The following is a 19,291-nucleotide window of genomic DNA, read 5'->3' on the forward strand; positions in this document are numbered from 1 at the left end:
GCCGGTCGTGGCTCTCAGAGAGAGCGGCCGATCAGCAATTTCATGATCTCGTTGGTGCCGCCGTAGATGCGCTGAACGCGGGCGTCGCGGAACATGCGGGCGATCGGATATTCATTCATGTAGCCATAGCCGCCATGCAATTGAAGGCATTCGTCGACGACTTTTCCCTGCAGGTCCGAGAGCCAGTACTTGGCCATCGAGGCGGTGACCGGGTCGAGACCGCCATTGATATGGCGGGTGACGCAGTCATTGTAGAAGACGCGGCCTATGGTGGCCTCGGTCTTCAATTCGGCGAGCTTGAACTGGGTGTTCTGGAACTCGATGATCGCCTTGCCGAAGGCCTTGCGATCCTTGACGTAGTCGATGGTCAGCGCAAGCGCGCGTTCGATCATCGCGATGGCGCCGGTGCCGATCTGCAGCCGCTCCTGCGGCAATTGCTGCATCAGTTGGATAAAGCCCTGCCCCTCTTCATGACCGAGCAGGTTGGAGGTCGGCACCCGCACATCGTTGAAGAACAATTCCGACGTGTCGTTGGCCTTCAGCCCGATCTTGTCGAGGTTGCGGCCGCGCTCAAAGCCATCGACCGCGTCGGTCTCGATGACGATCAGCGAGGTGCCCTTGGCGCCCTTGGCCGGATCGGTCTTGGTGACGACGATGATGAAATTAGCCAGCTGGCCGTTGGTTATGAAGGTCTTGGAGCCGTTGATCTTGTACTGGTTGCCGTCCTTCTCGGCCCGCGTCTTGACGCCTTGCAGGTCGGAGCCGGCGCCCGGCTCGGTCATGGCGATGGCGCCGATCAGCTCGCCGGTCGCCAGTTTCGGCAGCCATTTCTTCTTCTGCTCTTCGGAGCCGTAGTGAAGGATGTAAGGGGCGACGATGGCATTGTGCAGGCCGATGCCGAACCCGTCGACGCCGACATGGCCGATCGCCTCGATGATGGCGCTCTCATGCGCGAACGTGCCGCCGGAGCCGCCATATTCCTCCGGCATCGAGGCACAGAGCAGGCCGGCGGCACCGGCCTTGCGCCAGCTCTCGCGGTCGACCATTTCGTTCTTCTCAAACTCGTCGTAGCGCGGCGCGATCTCTTCCAACATGAAGCGATGCGCCATGTCGTAAAGCATGCCGACCTCTTCCGCCGCCCAGGCAGGCTTCGGCAAAGAGAGCACTTCGGCTGGATTTGTCGCCACGATTTCCTCCGCGTTCCGACAATGTGGGCCGGCGGCGCCGGCCCGACAAACCTAGAACGCTTCCGCAGGCAGCGCCATTAGCGTGTCCGCACCACTGGAAATGCGGGCGAGATGTGCCGACGTCTCGGGCATGATCCGCTCCATGAAGAAGCGCGCCGTCACCACCTTGTTGTCGTAGAAGGACTGGGTGCCATTGGCGCCGGTTTTGCCGAGAGCCGCCTTGGCCATCTGCGCCCACATGTAGCCCAGCGCCACAAGGCCGAAGAGATGCATGTAGTCGGTAGAGGCGGCGCCGGCATTGTCGGGCTTGGCCATGCCGTTCTGCAGCAGCCACATGGTGGCCGCCTGCAGATCGTTGAGGCCCTTCTTCAGGGCCTTGGTGAACGGCACCAGCCTCTCGTCGGCACGGTTCTCCTCGCAGAACTCGCCTACATCCTTGAAGAAGGCCTGGATGGCACGGCCGCCGTTGAGGCCGAGCTTGCGGCCGACGAGATCGAGCGCCTGGATACCGTTGGCGCCTTCATAGATCATGGCGATGCGGGCATCGCGCACGAACTGGCTCATGCCGTGCTCTTCAATATAGCCGTGGCCGCCGAACACCTGCTGCGCCATGACGGCGTGGTCGAAACCCTTGTCTGTCAGCACGCCCTTGACCACCGGCGTCAGCAGGCCGGTGTAATCGTCGGCGGCCTGGCGGTCCTTGTCGTCGGCGGAGCGGTGGGCGATGTCGGACTTGATCGCCGTCCACAGAGCCAGCGCGCGGCCGGCCTCGTTGAAGGCCTTCATGGTCATCAACGAGCGTCTGATATCGGGATGGACGATGATCGGGTCAGCCTTCTTGTCCGGCGCCTTGGCGCCCGACAGCGAACGGCCCTGCAGCCGGTCCTTGGCGTAGGAGACCGCGTTCTGGTAGGCGATTTCGGACAGCGACAGTCCCTGGAGACCTACGCCGAGGCGGGCTTCGTTCATCATCGTGAACATCGCCTTCAGGCCGCCATTGGCCTCGCCGAGCAGCGTGCCCTCGGCCTCGTCATAGTTCATGACACAGGTCGAATTGCCGTGGATGCCCATCTTCTCCTCGATCGAGCCGCAGGAGAGCGTGTTCTTGTCGGCTGGATTGCCCGAATCATCGAGCTTGAGCTTCGGCACGATGAACAGCGAAATGCCCTTGACGCCTTCCGGCGCACCTTCGATGCGGGCCAGCACGAGGTGGACGATGTTGTCCGACATGTCGTGCTCGCCGGCCGAGATGAAGATCTTCTGGCCCGAAATCTTGTAGGTGCCATCGCCGTTCGGCACCGCCTTGGTGCGCAGCAGACCGAGATCGGTGCCACAATGCGGCTCGGTCAGGTTCATGGTGCCGGTCCAGGAACCCGCGACCAGCTTCGGCAGCCAAGTCGCCTTCTGCTCGTCGGTGCCATGGGTGATGATCGCCGCGATCGCGCCTTGAGTCAGGCCAGGATACATCATCAGCGCCATGTTGGCCGACACCATGTATTCGGCAACCGCGGTGTGCACCGCATAGGGCAGGCCCTGGCCACCGAATTCCACGGGCGCCGCCAGTCCCATCCAGCCGCCTTCGCGATACTGGTCGTAGGCCTCCTTGAAACCTTTCGGTGTTGTCACCGAGCCGTCGTCGTGGCGCACGCAGCCTTCCATGTCACCGACACGGTTCAAGGGATGCATCACGTTTTCGGCGAGCTTGGCGCCCTCGGCGAGGATCGCCTCGACCACATCGGGCGTCGCGTCGGCAAATCCTGGAAGATTGGAATAGCGCTGGTAGCCCAGCACCTCATTGAGCACGAACAGCGTGTCCTGGACGGGAGCCCTGTAGATCGGCATGTGTTTCCTCCACCATGCGGGTCTTGGTCGCGGGATCAGGCCCCGAAAATGAGCTCTGGGCAGCATGCGGACCAATGTTGAAAGCGGGATAGCAAAAATTGACGTTTGCGTAAACGTCAATTTTATTGCCGCGACAAAATTTCCTTTGCCAGCCTATCGGCACGAGGTGACGGACACCAGCGACGCATGGGTTGCGCAAGCGAGTATGATGGCAAACGAAAAGAGCCGCGCGGCTGACCGCACGGCTCTTGTTCATCGAAGCTTGCGCCGTAAATGGCGCAGCGAGTTCAGCTCGCGGCGCTGGCTGGAGCTGAACGCTCGGACAGCATCTGGCGGACGGCCGACATCGAGCCGCTCAGCTCGTTGATCGCGTCGTCGATCAGCGCGCGCTGCTTCTGCAGGCGGGCAAGCTGCTTCTCCGACTTGTCGAGAGCCAGCCGCAGTTGCTTGGTGTTGGATCCGGTCGGATCGTAAAGATCCATCATCTGCTTGACGTCACGCAGCGAGAACCCGACCTTGCGGCCGAGCAGGATCAGCTTCAGCCGCGCCTTGTCGCGACGCGTGTAGAGGCGCGTTGCCCCGTCGCGCTTCGGATTGAGCAGGCCCTTGTCTTCATAGAAACGCAGCGTGCGCAGGGTCACGCCGTATTTCTTGGCCATCTCGCCGATGCGCACGAGTTCCTCACCGGCTTCGACAGAGATATTGTTGGTGTTGGCCGCGGCTTCGCCGGGCGAAACAAGTTTCATGGTCACTGGCTTTCCCCTGTAGTGGCGTCGCGGTCTCGGACCTTGCTACGCCTGAGTGGAAGCGGGGGCATGCTTCCAGTCGTGGGTTTCAACTAATTCATCGCAAAAGGCACGAAAAGCGCCCCTCTTACGTTTACGTCAATTCTATATCGATAGCCGCCTCATGACGCAAGGGCGTTCTGGAATTGCGAAACCTTATGCCGCACCCCCCGGTGCAGGTCCGAACGGGCGCTGCCTGTATTTCAGCAATGCGGTAACTTCTTAAGCTTGGTTAACGCCTTGTTTACCATGATGGGTGAAATGTGCGCATGTCGGTCATCCGTGTTTATCCTGTAGCGAATTTTTCACGGTTTTTCGGAGCGCGGGCCTGGCCCGGGAAGCTCGTCTTCCGCCGCAGCACAGCCGCGCGGCCGCCTTCGTTCCCGACAGGCACTTTGGGGAAAACTGGCAGCAAGCCGGCCATTCTGAAAAACGAGCGCATCGATGAACAGCAAGCGGTCCTATCTCGATACACTCAACACCGGCAGGCCACGCAGGCCGAACACCACGCTTGATGAATTGAACCGCTCGCTGGAAACGCTGGAACAGCGGCTGGAGCGCAAGCGCGAGGACACGGGAGAGCGCTTCGATCCGCGCCGGCCACCGGTCGAGCCGCGCTACGCCAGCGCGCAGCCCTACGCCCCGCCGCGCTGGTATGAGGATCCGCAACCCGCGCCACGGCCGAAAAGCCCGGCGCCGGCCGGCTTCGACCAGAACTATCAGGCGATCGCGCGCGACATCGACCGTGTGCGCGGCCAGGAGGACAGTGTCGCCGTGGTCGGCAAGATCGCCGGCGAATTGCGCGGCTTGCGCGAAGAACTGCGCCATCAGATGACTGCCGGCCTGCAGCGCGAATTTGCCGCTCTGCGCAAGGATATCGAGCGGGCATTCCAGGCGGGCAACCAGTCAGGCGGCTTGCCCGGCAAGGGCAGCGCGGAACTCGGCCTCGAATTCGAGCGGCTGTCCGGCGCCATCCAGACGCTGGCCGAGAAGAGCGACGACAGAAGCGTCAACATGCTGCGGCTCGAACTCGAGCAGGTGAAGACCGCGCTCGACACGCTGGCGCGCGAGGAAAGCGTGCTGAAGGTCGACCGCCGCTGGGACGATTTCGACCGCCGCTGGAGCGCATTTGAGGACCGCGTCGACGCCGATCAGCGCAACCGCGCGGACGGCCCCGGGTTTTCGGCCCTGACCGACCGGCTCGAGCAGATCAGCAATGCCGTCAACAATCTGCCGGAATCGCTGTCGCTGCGCTCGATGGAGGAAAAGGTCCGCACGCTTGCCGGCGCCGTCGATCACTTCGTCAGCCAGCAGAACAACCGCGGCGGCGACACGCTCGGCCTGATCGACGAACGGCTTGACGAGATTACGCGCGCCATCGTCGCCTCGACTGTCGCCGCCCAGGCCAATTCCTTCGACCCCGAGCCGTTCGAGCGCATCGAGAAGCGGATCGCCTCGCTGGCGCAGCAGATCGAGGAGGTCGTGCAGGTTCGTCCGAGCGGCGAGGTTCTCGACCGTCTCAGCATGCTGTCGAACCGGGTCGACGACCTCGCCGGCCGCGCCAATCTGCCGGAACAGGCGATGGAGCGCCTCGGCAAGCAGATCGCGATGATTGCCGACAAGATCGACCGCGCCCCGGCCATGCCCGACGCCGAGTATATCTTCCAGGGTCTGGAACAGCGCTTCGACGTGCTGTCGGGCATGATGGAACGCCGGCAGGGCGACGCCATCGAGCAGGGCAACATGCTGTTTCGCGACCTCGAGCGGCGGCTGGACGAGGTCGCCGACCGGCTGGACCAGCGTCAGCCGCAAGCCGACAACACCGAAATCATGGACGCCATCGACGCCCGCTTCACCGCGCTTGCCAAACGCATGGAGACGCGTGTTCCCGATCCTGCCAACGAGGCGGCGATCCGCGGCCTGGAAAGCCGGCTCGAAGACATTTCAAGCCGGCTGGACTCGTCGGCCGCGCAGGTCGCCGGCATCGATCCGGCGCTGATCCGCAGCCTCGAGGCTCAGGTCTCGGGCCTGTCGGCGCATCTGTCGAAGCCCGGCACGCCGCTGCCGGAATTCGAGGACATCAGCCCGCGACTCAACGAAATCGAGAAATCGCTGGCCGGAACCCGCGAGTCCATCATGGGCGCGGCGCGCGAAGCGGCCGAGAGCGCGGTGCGCTCGCTGGCCGATTCCAATGCCAACACTGCGGCCGTCACCGGCCTCGCCCAGGATCTGAAGACGCTGGAAGCGCTGACGCGCCGTTCGGACGAGCGCAATTCGCGGACATTCGAGGCCATTCACGACACGCTGCTCAAGATCGTCGATCGCCTGGGTTCGCTGGAGACCAGCGAGCCGGTCGAGGCGGTGAGCGAACTCCTGGATACGCCGGCGGAACCGGCGCGGCGGGCCCGCGCGGCCCGCGCCTCCAAGATCGCGGTGCAGGATGCGCCGTCGATGGACATCGACCAGCCGCTGCCGTTGACCGGAGACATGGCCGACCTCGACGGCCGCGCCGCCGCCATCATGCGCAGCGAGCCCGATATGCGCGCCGAACCAGACATGCGCAGCGAGCCGGTGCGGCGCTCGCCGGCCGAGGCTGCCGCGGCCGCTGCCCAGGCGGCGCTCGGTTCCGATACGATTACCGAGCAGGGCGAAGGCAAGGCCAAGAAATCGCTGTTCGGCGAACTGGCGCGCGCTTTCAGGGGCAAGAAGCAGGCCGACATGCCGCCGCTTGCCGGCTCTGCGCCCAATGTCGACATGCCGAGCGTCGATCTCGACGAGCCGCTCGACCCGAAGCTCGCCAACCGGCCGCTGGAGCCAGGTTCAGGCGCGCCCGACCTCAACGCCATCATGAAGCGCGTGCGCGATGAGCGCGGGCCGCCGGCGCGCCAAAGCACCGGCGATGCATCGAAATCCGACTTCATCGCCGCCGCCCGGCGCGCGGCGCAGGCCGCTGCCGCCGAGGCCGACGCGCTGAAACGCCAGTCCACCATGAAGGGCCCGGTGAAAGCGCTGCGGATCGGCGACCTGCTCAAGGCGCGTCGCAAGCCGATCCTGATGGGAGCGATCGCGATCATGCTGGCGCTTGCCGGCCTGCAGTTGGGCAAGGCCTTCTTCGCCGACCCGGTCGAGGTCGCAAGCAACGATACAGCGCCGATTGTCGCATCGCAGCCGGTCGAGATCGCCTCGGTCAATGCCGCCAGCCAACCCAAGGCAGACGCGCAGCCAGCCGTGCAGGACACGCCGGCTCGCATCGTCAGGCAGGCGGAGCCCTCGCAGCCGGCAGTTGGCAACGATGCACCGATGGATGCAGCCTCGGTCACCGCTCCCGAAGTACCGCCCTTCGAACCCGCGTCCGCGCCGATGGCTTTGGCCGATCCGGCCCCGACGCCAGACGCAATGCTGCCGACGACCGCCACTGCGGAACCGGCGGCGGCTGACGCGCAGCCTGCGGCTGCCGTCACGGCGCCCTCGGCATCGGATACGACCGGCGCCGTTCCACCCGCTGACATCGCGGCAACGCCGGTCGTTGCCAAGATCGACATTCCGACCGATGCCGGCCCACAGGCTTTGCGCGACGCGGCCGCCGGCGGCGACGCCAAGGCGCTGTTCGAGCTCGGCTCGCGCTATGCCGAATCGCGCGGCGTGAAAGAAGACATGTCGGCGGCCGCCAAATGGTACGAAAAATCGGCCGAACTGGGCTTCGCGCCGGCCGAATACCGCATCGGCAATTTCTACGAGAAGGGCATCGGCGTCACGCGCGACATCAAGAAGGCAAAGACTTTCTACCAGCTTGCCGCCGCGCAAGGTAACGCCAGCGCCATGCACAATCTGGCCGTGCTCTTCGCCATGGCCGCGGACGGGGTGACCGACAATGAATCGGCCGCGCACTGGTTCCAGGCCGCGGCCGATGTCGGCGTCAAGGACAGCCAGTTCAATCTCGGCATCCTGGCGGCCAAGGGCGTCGGCATGAAGCAGAGCCTGGAGGAATCCTACAAATGGTTCGCGCTTGTCGCCAAGACCGGCGACAAGGATGCCGCGGCCAAGCGTGACGAGGTCGCCAGTGCGCTGAGGCCCGAACAGCTCGAGCGGGCGCGCGCCGCCACCGAACTGTGGAAGCCGAAGCCACTCGACCCGGCGTCCAACTCGGCCGACATCCCTGAATCCTGGCAGGAAGGTACGCCGCAGACGACCGCCAGCGTCGACATGAAGAAGGCGGTCAAGAACATCCAGCTCATCCTCAATAAAAACGGCTACGATGCCGGCGGCGCCGATGGCGTGATGGGCGGCAAGACCAAGACCGCGATCATGGCTTTCCAGACCGACAACAAGATGCAGGCGACTGGCGAAATCGACGAAAAGCTGGTGAAGGCGCTGCTGGCGCACAAATAACGGCAGATGCGTCGCTAACGCGACGCCCTTGCCACACATTTGCCTGTTAACTGATTGAGATGTTTTTTGTTTCGGCAGGGCGGCGGGGTTTGACCCGGCCGCCCCGGCGGCGCAAGAAAAAATTGGCTTTTCGGTGCGACAATGCCCGCGAATGGCTGCAATCGCCGACAGGCAAACTGATCGAGACTGACGGGTGGGCATCTATCTCCCGATCGCGGAAATCTCCGTCAACGTCTTCGTCCTGCTGGCGATGGGCGCGGCGGTGGGTTTCCTGTCGGGTATGTTCGGGGTCGGTGGCGGCTTCCTGATCACGCCACTCCTGATCTTCTACAACATCCCGCCGGCGATCGCGGTCGCCACCGGCGCCAATCAGGTCATCGCCTCATCCTTCTCCGGCGCGCTGTCGCACATGAAGCGGGGCACGCTCGACTTCAAACTTGGCGGGGTGTTGCTGGCCGGCGGCATTGTCGGCTCGACCGGCGGCGTCTTCGTCTTTGCCTTGCTGCGCCGGCTTGGCCAGCTCGATCTGTTCATCTCGCTGCTCTACGTCGTGCTGCTCGGCACCGTCGGCGGACTGATGCTGATCGAAAGCGTCAATGCGCTGCGCGCCACGCGCAGCGGTGCCGCCCCGGTGTTGAAGAAATCCGGCCAGCACAACTGGATCCACCGGCTGCCGCTGAAGATGCGGTTCAGGGCCTCGAAGCTGTTCGTCAGCGTCATCCCGGTGCTTGGGCTTGGCGCCGGCATCGGGTTCCTGTCGTCGATCATGGGTGTCGGCGGCGGCTTCATCATGGTGCCGGCGCTGATCTACCTGCTGAAAGTGCCTACCAACGTCGTCATCGGCACCTCGCTGTTCCAGATCATTTTCACCTCGGCCTACACGACGCTGGTGCACGCCACCACCAACCAGACGGTCGACGTCATGCTTGCCTTCCTGTTGATGGCGGGCGGTGTGGCCGGTGCGCAATATGGCGCCAAGGCGGGCCAGAAGCTGCGCGGCGAACAGCTGAGGGCGCTGCTGGCGCTGCTGGTGCTGGCGGTTGCCATCCGGCTGGCCATCGATCTCTTCGTCACGCCGCCTAACCTCTATTCGCTGACCGCCGCAGGCCTGAACTGATGCGGCGGTGGAGCACGTTCGCGACCGCCGCTTTGCTGTTCGCCCTCGCCCTGCCGGCGGCAGCACAGTCGCCGAACCCACTGCCGGAAGGCATCCAGATCGGTCTTTCCACGGACGCCGTGTCGATCACCGCCGGCTTTTCCGGCGCCGACCTGACCATTTTCGGGTCGCTGGAAAACCCCGACCCGCTGGTCGCGCGGCAGGGGCGCTATGACGTCATCGTCGTGCTCGAAGGGCCGCCGCGGCCGGTGGTGGTGCGTCGCAAGGACCGGGTGCTCGGCGTCTGGGTCAATCTGGAATCCGAGACCTTCGAGAATGTGCCGGTGTCCTATTCCGTCGCCACGACGAGGCCGCTGCAGGACATCACCGAACCCAACAGCTACAAGCAGCTTTCTCTCGGAGCCTCCAACCTTTACATGAAGCCCGCGGACGCCACCGACAGCCCGGCGACGATCGAGGAATTTACCGTAGCGCTGCGCGAGCGCAAGGCGGCGACCGGCCTCTACAGCGAGAATGTCGGCGGCGTGCAGTTCCTGTCGCAAAATCTGTTCCGCGCCACCGTACGGCTGGCGCCGAACGTACCAGTTGGAACGCATAAAGCCCGCGCCTTCCTGTTCAAGAGCGGCCTGTTCCTCAAGGAAAGCTCGGCCCAGCTTGAAATCCGCAAATCGGGTTTCGAACAGTCGATCTTTCGCGTCGCGCACGATTATTCCTTTCTCTACGGCGTCTTCGCCGTGTCGCTGGCCATGATCACCGGCTGGCTGGGCAGGCTGATCTTCCGCAAGGACTGACGCCCCCGGGGGAAATGGAAAGCCCATTTCCCGGAAAAACAGGGTTCCCCTTTCCCCGTTTATGGGATAGATCGCCGCCTCCCAACCCTCGGGCAAATACGCACAATCAATTCGGCAAGCGGTCCGGACAGCCGGATGACAGTGCTTTTCGGCGCTGGCCACCGCGACCCAATGACAGGAGGCTGCAATGCATCAGGCATTTGGCGGCATCGATTTCGGCACGTCCAATTCCACGGTGGGCGTGATCCGCAACGGCCAGGCACGGCTGGTGGCGCTGGAAGGGGAACAGCCGACATTGCCGAGTGCTGTTTTCTTCAACTTCGAGGACGGCCACACCTATTTCGGCCGCCGCGCGATTGCCGACTACACCGACGCCATAGAAGGCCGGCTGATGCGGTCGCTGAAGAGCGTGCTCGGCAGTTCGCTGGCGCATGAGAAGACGCGCATCAAGGCACGCCAGATCGGTTTCATCGACATTGTCGGCATGTTCGTCAGCCATTTGAAGAGGCGGCTTGAAGAAGATGCCGGCGCTCCGGTGGAGAGCATCGTGCTCGGCCGTCCGGTGCAGTTCGTCGACGACGATGCGGAAGCCGATGCCAAGGCCCAGGGCGAGCTTGAAAAGGCGGCGCGCGCGCAAGGCTTCAAGCACATCGCCTTCCAGTTCGAACCGATCGCGGCGGCGCTCGACTATGAGCAGAACGTGAAGCGCGAGGAGCTGGCGCTGATCGTCGACATGGGCGGCGGCACGTCCGACTTCTCGATCGTACGGGTTTCGCCGCAGCGCGCCCGCTCAAGTGATCGCAAGGACGACATCCTTGCCAATCGCGGCATCCACATCGGCGGCACTGATTTCGACCGCCTGCTCAGCATTGCCCATGTCATGCCGCAGCTCGGCTATCTGACGCCGACCAAGGACGGCAAACGCAATCTGCCGGCGAGCTATTTCATCGACCTGGCGACTTGGCAGCGCATCAATCTCGTCTACACCGCCAAGGCGATGACGCATCTCAAGCAAATCCGCTTCGAGGCCGTCCGCGCCGACCTGGTCGACCGCTTCATCCACATCGTCGAGCATCGCTACGGCCATGCCCTGGCCGGCCTGGTCGAACGGGCCAAGATCGCGCTGACGGAGCAGGCCTCGGCCGAAGTGGCGGTGGCCCTGCCCGGCGCGCGTTTTGCGGCCGAGCTCAGCCGACGCGACCTGGAGGAAACGATTGCCGCCGACATCGAGCGGGTGTCCGCGACCGTGCGGCGCACGATTGCCGATGCCGGCGTGACGGCGTCTGAGATCACAGCCGTGTTCCTCACTGGCGGTTCGACCGCCATCCCGCTGGCAAGACGCGAAATCCTGTCGCTGGTACCGGAGGCCGCTGTCATCGAGGGCGATATGTTCGGCTCGGTCGGCCTTGGCCTGGCGCTGGATGCCCGGCGGAAGTTCAGCTAATCCTCAACCGTGATCTGTGGAGGCGCCGAGATGCGCCTTGAGCGCCATCTGCGCCAGGCTGGCCTGGCGGTCGCGGTGGGTGATCATGGCGAAGTCGCGCTTCGGCAGCTCGAGCGGCACCGACCGGAGACTGCCCTCAGCCACGGCGCGTCCGACAACGAGGTCGGAAATAATGGTGGCGCCGGCGCCCGCCTCGACCGCCTGGCGAACCGCTTCGTTGCTCGGCAGCACCAGGAATATCTGCAGGTCGGCAAGTGAAATCCCCTCGCGGCGCGCCAGATCCTCCAGCACTTCGCGCGTGCCCGAACCGCCCTCGCGGATTATCCAGCGCAGCCCTCTGATGTCGGGGCGGCCCGGCGCGATTTCGGTGATCTCGGGATGCGAGGCGGCGACAACCAGCATCAATCTGTCGACGTCGACCTTGGTGCGGCGAAGGATATCGGATTCGGTGCGCCCCTCGACCAGGCCGAGATCGGCAGTACCGTCCAGCACATTGGCCTCCACCTGCCTGGTGTTGCCGATGGTGACGCTCAATCGCACCGCCGGGTAGGCCTCGTGAAAGGACGCGAGACGGCGCGGCAGCCAGTAGCTGGCAATGGTCAGGCTGGCGGCGATCGACAGGCTGCCGGCGACCGTCTGCGAGACATGCTCCAGCACATTGCGGGCGGCGGCGGCGCGCTCGAGCACGGCCTTGGCCTCCGGCAGGAAGCGATGGCCGGTCTGGGCCAGCTCGATGTTGCGGCCGACCCGGTTGAACAGATGGACGCCATGCTGCTCTTCAAGCGCGCGAATGGCGGCCGAGGCAGCCGACTGGGAAATGCCCAGAAGCTCGGCCGCCTTGGTCATATGGCCACGCTCGGCGACGGCGACGAAAATGCGCAACTGGTCCAGGGTCATGCGGTCATTAAGAACCAATTTCGATCGAATTTACAAGAACAACTGATTAGACAGATCGATAGCTTTATTCTACTTTTTCAGGTGAAGTTAGAAAAAATTCGCCAACAGATCGCAGCCAGCAAAATGATCGGGCGGTTCAGATCCCTGCTTGCGCATTGGACCCGTGGCCTCAGGCGGCGGCTGGCCGGCGACCGCTATCACCCTGAAGAGCATTATATGCGCGGCCCCGGACCGAAGACGCGGGCCAAATTCGCGGACCGCAAAAGCACGCCTGGCCTATGAACCACACAGCGCCGCGCCGGGCCAATTCCGCACCGTCGCAACAGCCGTTGGCCAACACCCGCGCGCCGGATGAAGGTGACGGCGTCGACACCTCGCCCACCGTTTCCGACAGCATCGCCAAGACCACCTGCTATATGTGCGCCTGCCGCTGCGGCATCGACGTCCACATCAAGGACGGCAAGGTGCGCTACATCAACGGCAACAAGGACCATCCGGTCAATCGCGGCGTGATCTGCGGCAAGGGCAGTTCCGGCATCATGCAGCATTACAGCCCGGCGCGGCTGAAGAAGCCGCTGTTGCGCAGCGGCCCACGCGGCTCCGGCAAATTCCGCGAGATCGAATGGGAGGAAGCCTTCTCGATCGCGACGGAGCGGCTTTCCAACATACGCCGCACCGATCCCAGGAAACTTGCCTTCTTCACCGGGCGCGACCAGTCGCAGTCGCTGACCGGCTGGTGGGCGAGCCAGTTCGGCACGCCGAACTTCGCCGCCCATGGCGGCTTCTGCTCGGTCAACATGGCGGCCGGAGGGCTCTATACAATCGGCGGCTCGTTCTGGGAGTTCGGCGAGCCCGACTGGGACAACACCAAATACTTCATGCTGTTCGGCGTCGCCGAGGACCATGATTCCAACCCGATCAAGATCGGGCTCGGCAAACTCAAGGCGTGCGGCGCCAAGGTGGTGTCGATCAACCCGTGCCGCACCGGCTACAATGCGATTGCCGATGACTGGATCGGCATCCGGCCCGGTACCGACGGGCTGTTCGTCTTTGCCCTGATCCACGAACTGCTGAAGGCAGGCCGCGTCGATCTCGATTATCTCATCCGCTACACCAACGCGCATGCGCTGGTCATCCAGGAGCCGGGCGCGGCCGATGACGGGCTTTTCCTGCGTGACAGCGACAACAATCGTCTCGCCTGGGACAGAGTGGCAAAGACCCCCGCCAAGGCGGAGGATGCCGATGCGAAACCGGCGCTGACCGGCAGCTATATGATCGATGGCCGCCGCTGCGTGCCGGTGTTCCAGCTCATCGCCGACCGTTACATGGATGACAGCTACTCACCCGACGCGGTCGCGGCAAGATGCGGAATTTCGGCCGACACCATCCGCCGCATCGCCGCCGAACTCGCGCATGTCGCTTTCGAACAGACAATCGAACTGCCGGTGGCGTGGACCGACTGGGCCGGCAGACAGCACGAGACGATCAAGGGGCGGCCGGTGTCGATGCACGCCATGCGCGGCATTTCGGCTCACTCCAACGGTTTTCACTCCTGCCGCGCTATCCACCTGCTGCAGGTGTTGCTCGGCACGGTGGATGTTCCCGGCGGCTTTCGTTTCAAACCGCCCTACCCGCGTTCGGCGCCGCCAGGACCGAAGCCGGCGGGCAAGGTGGTCAAGCCGATGACGCCGCTCGACGCCATGCCGCTCGGCTTCGTCTGCGGGCCGGATGATCTGCTGGTCGATGAGGCCGGCACGCCCTTGCGCATCGACAAGGCCTATTCCTGGGACGCGCCCCTCGCCGCCCACGGGCTGATGCACACGGTGATCCGCAACGCGTGGGCGGGCGATCCGTACAAGATCGACACGCTGATGATGTACATGTCGAACATGGCGTGGAATTCCTCGATGAACACCATCGAGACCATCGCAATGCTGACCGACCATGACGAGGCGGGCAACTACAAGATCCCCTTCATCATCTATTCCGACGCCTATTACTCGGAGACGGTGCCGTTCGCCGATCTGGTGTTGCCCGACACCACCTATCTCGAACGGCACGACTGCATCAGCCTGCTCGACCGGCCGATCAGCCATGCCGACGGACCGGGCGACGCCATCCGCCATCCGGTGGTCGAGCCGGACCGCGACGTCAGGCCGTTCCAGTCGGTGCTGATCGAACTCGGCGCGCGGCTCGGCCTGCCCTGCTTCGTCAGCGATGACGGATCCGCGAAATATCGCGACTATGCCGACTACATCGTCAATCACGAGCGCACGCCGGGCATCGGCCCGCTCGCCGGCTGGCGCGGCAAGGACGGAACGTCTGTCGGCAAGGGCGAAGTCAATCCCGACCAGCTGCAGCGCTACATCGACAATGGCGGCTTCTGGCATCAGGATTTTGCCGCCGACCAGCGCTACTACAAGATGGCCAACCGCTCCTATCTCGACTTCGCGGAGCAGATGGGGTTCATCCCCAAGGCCGAGCCCATCGTCTTCCAGCTCTACTCCGAACCGATGCAGCGCTTTCGCCTAGCCGCGCGCGGCCATGGTCGCGTCCAGCCGCCCGACGGCGAGCGCCACCGCATCGAGACCTATATGGACCCACTGCCGTTCTGGTTTACGCCCTTCGAAGAGGCCGCCGTCGATCTCGAAAAATATCCGCTGCATGCGCTGACGCAGCGGCCGATGCACATGTATCATTCCTGGGGCTCGCAGAATGCGTGGCTGCGGCAGATCACCAGCCAGAACCGACTATTCGTGCACCACGAGACCGCAGCCGGCCTCGGCCTTGGCGACGACGACTGGGTGTGGATCGAAAGCATCAATGGCCGCGTGAAGGGGCAGATCAAGCTGGTCGACGGCGTCAATGCGGATACGGTGTGGACCTGGAACGCCATTGGCAAGAGGCGCGGCAGCTGGGGGTTGAAGGACGACGCCGCCGAGAGCAATCGCGGCTTTCTGCTCAACCACATTATCGGCGACCAGACTTCGGCCGACGCCAACGGCAAACGCTATTCGAATTCCGATCCGGTCACGGGGCAGGCGGCATGGTTCGATCTGCGCGTGCGCATCGTCAAATGCGCTGATGAAGAAGCCGGCTTCACCGAGCCGCAATTCGAGCGCTTCAGTCAGCCGCCGCGCTTCCAGCCCTCGCCCGACATTCTTCGCTTCGGCGCGGAATTCCGCGCAGCAAGGGAGCCGGCCGAATGACCTGCCTTCCCGCCCATACCGACAAGAGACTGGGTCTGGTCATCGATCTCGACACCTGCGTCGGCTGCCAGGCCTGCGTCACCGCCTGCAAGGAATGGAACACGGGCGGCCACATGGCACCGCTGACCGACATCGACCCCTATGGCGGCGATGTCGACGGCGTCTGGTTCAACCGCGTGCACAGCTACGAACACACGACCGAGGCGGGCGGGCGCACAGTCAACTTCCCGCGCTCCTGCCTGCATTGTGAGGCGCCGGCCTGCGTCACCGTCTGTCCGACCGGCGCGTCCTACAAGCGGGCATCGGACGGCATCGTGCTGATCGACGAAAGCAAATGCATCGGCTGCAAACTGTGTAGCTGGGCCTGTCCCTATGGCGCGCGCGAATTCGATACCGACGTCGGCGTGATGAAGAAATGCACGCTCTGCGTCGACCGCATCTACAACGACAATCTGGCGGAAGAGGACCGCGTGCCGGCCTGCGTTGCCGCCTGCCCGACCAGCGCTCGGCATTTCGGCGATCTCGGCGATCCCGCCTCGGCGGTGTCGCAACTGGTCGCCAGCCGCGGCGGTGTCGACCTGATGCCGGAGATGGGCTACAGACCGACCAACAAATATCTGCCGCCACGCGCCCACACCGAGCGTGCCGCATCGGTGCCGGCGCCAAGGCTCGAGCCGGTCAAGGCCGAAGGCGGCTTCCTCGGTTGGGTCGACCGCATGCTTTCGAACTGACCAATGCATCCAGCCTTCTCCGTCGTCTTCTTCACAACTGCCACAGGAGCGGGCTACGGCCTGCTGACGCTGCTTGGCGTGCTTGCCGGGCTAGGGTTCATCCCGGCCGATTTCTGGCTCGGCCTCATTGGCATGGGCCTGGCGCTCGGGCTGATTGCCGCCGGCCTGTTGTCCTCGACCGGCCATCTCGGCCGCCCCGAACGCGCCTGGCGCGCCTTCTCGCAATGGCGCAGTTCCTGGCTGTCGCGCGAGGGCGTGGCCTCGGTGGCGACCTTCATTCCGGCCGGGCTGTTCGGCATCGGCTGGGTGTTTTTTGGCCGCACCGGCGGTTGGGTGGCCATCGCCGGGTTTCTCGCAACGATCGGCGCAATCGTCACCGTCTGCACCACTGGTATGATCTATGCCTCGCTGAAGCCGATCGCGCAGTGGCACAGCCCCTATACGCTGCCCGGCTATCTCATCTTTTCCGCGATGACGGGCAGCCTGCTGCTCAACGCGCTGCTGCAGGCCTTCGCTATCGGCTCGACCGCCATTGCCACCACCGCCCTGCTGTTCACCTTGCTGGGCTGGGGTTGGAAGCTGGCGACCTGGCGCTACAATGATGCGCTGGAGATCGCCACCACTGCCAACACCGCCACCGGGCTCACTGGCGGCACAGTGCGCTCGCTGGAGTGGCCGCACACCGAAGAGAACTACCTGCTCAAGGAAATGGGCTTTCGCATCGCCCGCAAGCACGGCGCCAAGCTACGGCACATTACGCAGGTGCTGGCCTTCGTCTTGCCTGCTCTGCTGCTCGTTGTTGCGTTTGCCTTGCCCTGGCCGCTCGCGGCGGGGCTGTCGGTGCTCGCCGCCATCGCCCAGTTCGGCGGTATGCTGGTGGAGCGCTGGCTTTTCTTCGCCGAGGCCAAGCACACCGTGACCCTGTACTACGGCCGGTAGAGAATCGTCACGCGGCTCGTGCCCGTGGCGCCGCCGGCAGATCCTTCAGCAGGATTTCGATCGCGGCATCGACTACGGCAGTCCTGCGGTCGTGCGCGTAGAGACCGTATTGGACGGTGAGCGGTTCGGGCAGGCCGGCTGGCGTCTTCAGCACCCGCATTGAGCCGGTGCGAACGGATTCCGGCGGAAGCAGCCCGACGCCCAGCCCGTTCTCGATCGCCGCCTGCAGGCCAGTGACACTCTGGCACGACAGAACGATCCTGTGTTGCCGGCCGGCGGCGACCAGCGCCTCTATCATGCGCCTGCGCCAAGGGCAGGTTGCGCCGAAGGCGACGAGATCGAGCGGCCGTTCCTGATCCAGCGCATAGTCCTGGGCGCAGACCCACTGTAGTTCGACGTTCCACGTCGTCAGGGCATCGGCTGCGACGACAGATGTCGGGGCAATCATGACATCCAGTGCATCCTCGCTCCAGAGCCGTCCCAGCGCGACGCTGTGCTCGACGGCCGCGTCGAGGCTGATGTCGGGATAAGTGCGATGAAGCCGCCCGAGCGCTGCCGACAGCGCGGCGGTGGTGACCTCCTCGGCGAGGCCGATGCGCACGCCGCCGCCAATGCCAGCCTGCTGCAGACGGGCCACCGCTTCATCGCCGAGAGCGAGGATGCGGGTCGCATAGCCCAGAAACAGTTCCCCCTCCGCGGTCGGCACGACACCACGGCCGGTGCGCTGGAACAAATGCCGTTGCAGCAGACCCTCCAACCGGCGCATCTGCATGCTCAGCGACGACTGGGTTCTGCCGGTCTGTGCCGCCACCCTGCTCAGGCTGCCTTGCCGGCAGACCGCGACATAGGTGCGAAGAAGGTCGAGGCCGATCTGTTCAGATATCATCTTTCTTGTACTCTGATGTCATCGATATCAATCTACAATGATATCACACCGCGCGCTATCTCCCACTCAAGAGAACAACGCGAGGAAGAAAACCATGAAAGCGATCCGTGTTCACCGCCATGGCGGGCCAGAGGTACTCGCCTATGAGGATGTCGACATCGGCCAGCCCGGACCGGGCGAGGTCCGCGTGTGCAACCGGGCGGTTGGCCTCAACTTCGTCGACATCTATTTCCGCACCGGCGAATATACACCACCCGCTTTGCCGTTCACGCCAGGCAATGAGGGAGCGGGCGAAATCATCGCGATCGGCGAAGGCGTCAGCGACTTCAAGCCTGGCGATCGCGTCGCCTATGTCGAGACGCTCGGCGCCTATGCGCAGGAACGCATCGTGCCGGCGCATTTCGTCGTGCACCTGCCCGACGCCATCGATTTCGAGACCGGTGCCGCGATGATGCTGAAAGGGCTGACGGCACAATATCTGCTGCGCCGCACGTTTCGCGTCGAGGCGGGGCACACTATCCTGGTGCATGCCGCGGCGGGTGGTGTCGGCCTCATCCTGACGCAATGGGCAAAGCACCTCGGCGCCACCGTCATCGGCACGGTCGGCTCGCCCGAAAAGGCCGAGCTCGCCCTGGCCAATGGCTGCGACCATGTCATCGACTACAGCAGGCAAGATTTTGCCGCGCGGGTGAAAGAGATCACCAATGGCGAGGGCTGCCACGTCGTCTATGACGGCGTCGGCAAGGCGACCTTCCCCGCCTCGCTCGATTGCCTGCGGCGCTTCGGCACTTTCGTCAGCTTCGGCACGGCGTCGGGATCGATCCCTCCATTCGACATCATGCTTTTGATGCAGAAAGGCTCGCTGTTCGCCACCTGGCAGTTGTTGTTTCATCATCTTGCCAAACGCGAGGACGTAGTCGCCATGAGCGAGGAACTGTTCGATGTCGTCCTGAGCGGCGCGGTGAAAATCCCCGTGCATACCCGTATGCCGCTCGCGCAAGTGGCCGAGGCGCATCGCCGTCTCGAAGCACGGCAGACGACCGGCGCAACAGTTCTGCTGCCTTAAGGCAGATC

At 64.0% G+C, this 19,291-nt stretch carries 14 protein-coding genes; 9 read left to right on the forward strand and 5 right to left on the reverse strand.

Annotated features, from left to right (window positions below; all coding sequences use genetic code 11):
* Window positions 1–14: 14 nt before the first annotated feature.
* The 3 genes from ACWGTO_RS20050 to ACWGTO_RS20060 form a co-directional block, all read right to left on the reverse strand.
* Window positions 15–1,187, reverse strand: coding sequence for an acyl-CoA dehydrogenase family protein (locus ACWGTO_RS20050; RefSeq protein ID WP_454576540.1), 1,173 nt, complete (start codon window positions 1,185–1,187; stop codon window positions 15–17).
* A gap of 51 nt (window positions 1,188–1,238) precedes the next feature.
* Window positions 1,239–3,029, reverse strand: a complete 1,791-nt coding sequence (locus tag ACWGTO_RS20055; protein WP_454576541.1) for an acyl-CoA dehydrogenase — start codon at window positions 3,027–3,029, stop codon at window positions 1,239–1,241.
* Between the two features lie 287 nt (window positions 3,030–3,316).
* Entirely contained in the window at window positions 3,317–3,775 is a 459-nt protein-coding gene (locus tag ACWGTO_RS20060; protein ID WP_454576542.1) for a MerR family transcriptional regulator, read from the reverse strand.
* Between the two features lie 483 nt (window positions 3,776–4,258).
* Here ACWGTO_RS20060 and ACWGTO_RS20065 point away from each other — a divergent pair, with 483 nt between their 5' ends.
* From ACWGTO_RS20065 to ACWGTO_RS20080, 4 genes are all read left to right on the forward strand, one after another.
* Window positions 4,259–8,203 carry a peptidoglycan-binding protein gene (locus ACWGTO_RS20065; protein ID WP_454576543.1) on the forward strand — a complete coding sequence of 1,315 codons (3,945 nt, stop codon included), beginning with the start codon at window positions 4,259–4,261 and terminating at the stop codon, window positions 8,201–8,203.
* Window positions 8,204–8,396: 193 nt separating this feature from the next.
* A complete protein-coding gene (locus ACWGTO_RS20070; protein WP_454576544.1) occupies window positions 8,397–9,320 on the forward strand; it encodes a sulfite exporter TauE/SafE family protein in 924 nt (307 codons plus the stop codon).
* On the forward strand, window positions 9,320–10,111 hold the full coding sequence (locus tag ACWGTO_RS20075) for a TIGR02186 family protein (RefSeq protein WP_454576545.1): 792 nt from the start codon (window positions 9,320–9,322) through the stop codon (window positions 10,109–10,111). The genes ACWGTO_RS20070 and ACWGTO_RS20075 overlap by 1 nt, the downstream gene beginning before the upstream one ends.
* A 187-nt stretch (window positions 10,112–10,298) precedes the next feature.
* The gene (locus ACWGTO_RS20080) at window positions 10,299–11,555 is read left to right on the forward strand and encodes an Hsp70 family protein (RefSeq protein ID WP_454576546.1); all 1,257 of its coding nucleotides are present in this window, start codon (window positions 10,299–10,301) and stop codon (window positions 11,553–11,555) included.
* A 3-nt stretch (window positions 11,556–11,558) separates the two neighbouring features.
* On the opposite strand, the gene ACWGTO_RS20085 is transcribed toward ACWGTO_RS20080, so the two are convergent.
* A complete protein-coding gene (locus tag ACWGTO_RS20085; RefSeq protein ID WP_454576547.1) occupies window positions 11,559–12,452 on the reverse strand; it encodes a LysR substrate-binding domain-containing protein in 894 nt (297 codons plus the stop codon).
* Here ACWGTO_RS20085 and ACWGTO_RS20090 point away from each other — a divergent pair.
* Genes ACWGTO_RS20090 through ACWGTO_RS20105 form a run of 4 tightly spaced genes read left to right on the forward strand, consistent with a single transcriptional unit; the run spans window position 12,402 to window position 17,331 of the window.
* Complete coding sequence (locus ACWGTO_RS20090; protein WP_454576702.1) at window positions 12,402–12,734, forward strand: hypothetical protein; 333 nt, start codon at window positions 12,402–12,404, stop codon at window positions 12,732–12,734. The genes ACWGTO_RS20085 and ACWGTO_RS20090 overlap by 51 nt on opposite strands.
* Entirely contained in the window at window positions 12,731–15,661 is a 2,931-nt protein-coding gene (locus tag ACWGTO_RS20095; protein ID WP_454576548.1) for a molybdopterin oxidoreductase family protein, read from the forward strand. The genes ACWGTO_RS20090 and ACWGTO_RS20095 overlap by 4 nt, the downstream gene beginning before the upstream one ends.
* Entirely contained in the window at window positions 15,658–16,392 is a 735-nt protein-coding gene (locus ACWGTO_RS20100; protein WP_454576549.1) for a 4Fe-4S dicluster domain-containing protein, read from the forward strand. The genes ACWGTO_RS20095 and ACWGTO_RS20100 overlap by 4 nt, the downstream gene beginning before the upstream one ends.
* Window positions 16,393–16,395: 3 nt before the next feature.
* Window positions 16,396–17,331, forward strand: coding sequence for a dimethyl sulfoxide reductase anchor subunit family protein (locus ACWGTO_RS20105; protein ID WP_454576550.1), 936 nt, complete (start codon window positions 16,396–16,398; stop codon window positions 17,329–17,331).
* Window positions 17,332–17,338: 7 nt separating this feature from the next.
* On the opposite strand, the gene ACWGTO_RS20110 is transcribed toward ACWGTO_RS20105, so the two are convergent.
* Window positions 17,339–18,217 carry a LysR substrate-binding domain-containing protein gene (locus ACWGTO_RS20110; RefSeq protein WP_454576551.1) on the reverse strand — a complete coding sequence of 293 codons (879 nt, stop codon included), beginning with the start codon at window positions 18,215–18,217 and terminating at the stop codon, window positions 17,339–17,341.
* Window positions 18,218–18,311: 94 nt separating this feature from the next.
* Here ACWGTO_RS20110 and ACWGTO_RS20115 point away from each other — a divergent pair, with 94 nt between their 5' ends.
* Entirely contained in the window at window positions 18,312–19,283 is a 972-nt protein-coding gene (locus ACWGTO_RS20115; protein ID WP_454576552.1) for a quinone oxidoreductase family protein, read from the forward strand.
* Window positions 19,284–19,291: the final 8 nt, after the last annotated feature.

It is taken from the genome of Mesorhizobium sp. PL10 (genome assembly GCF_053714315.1).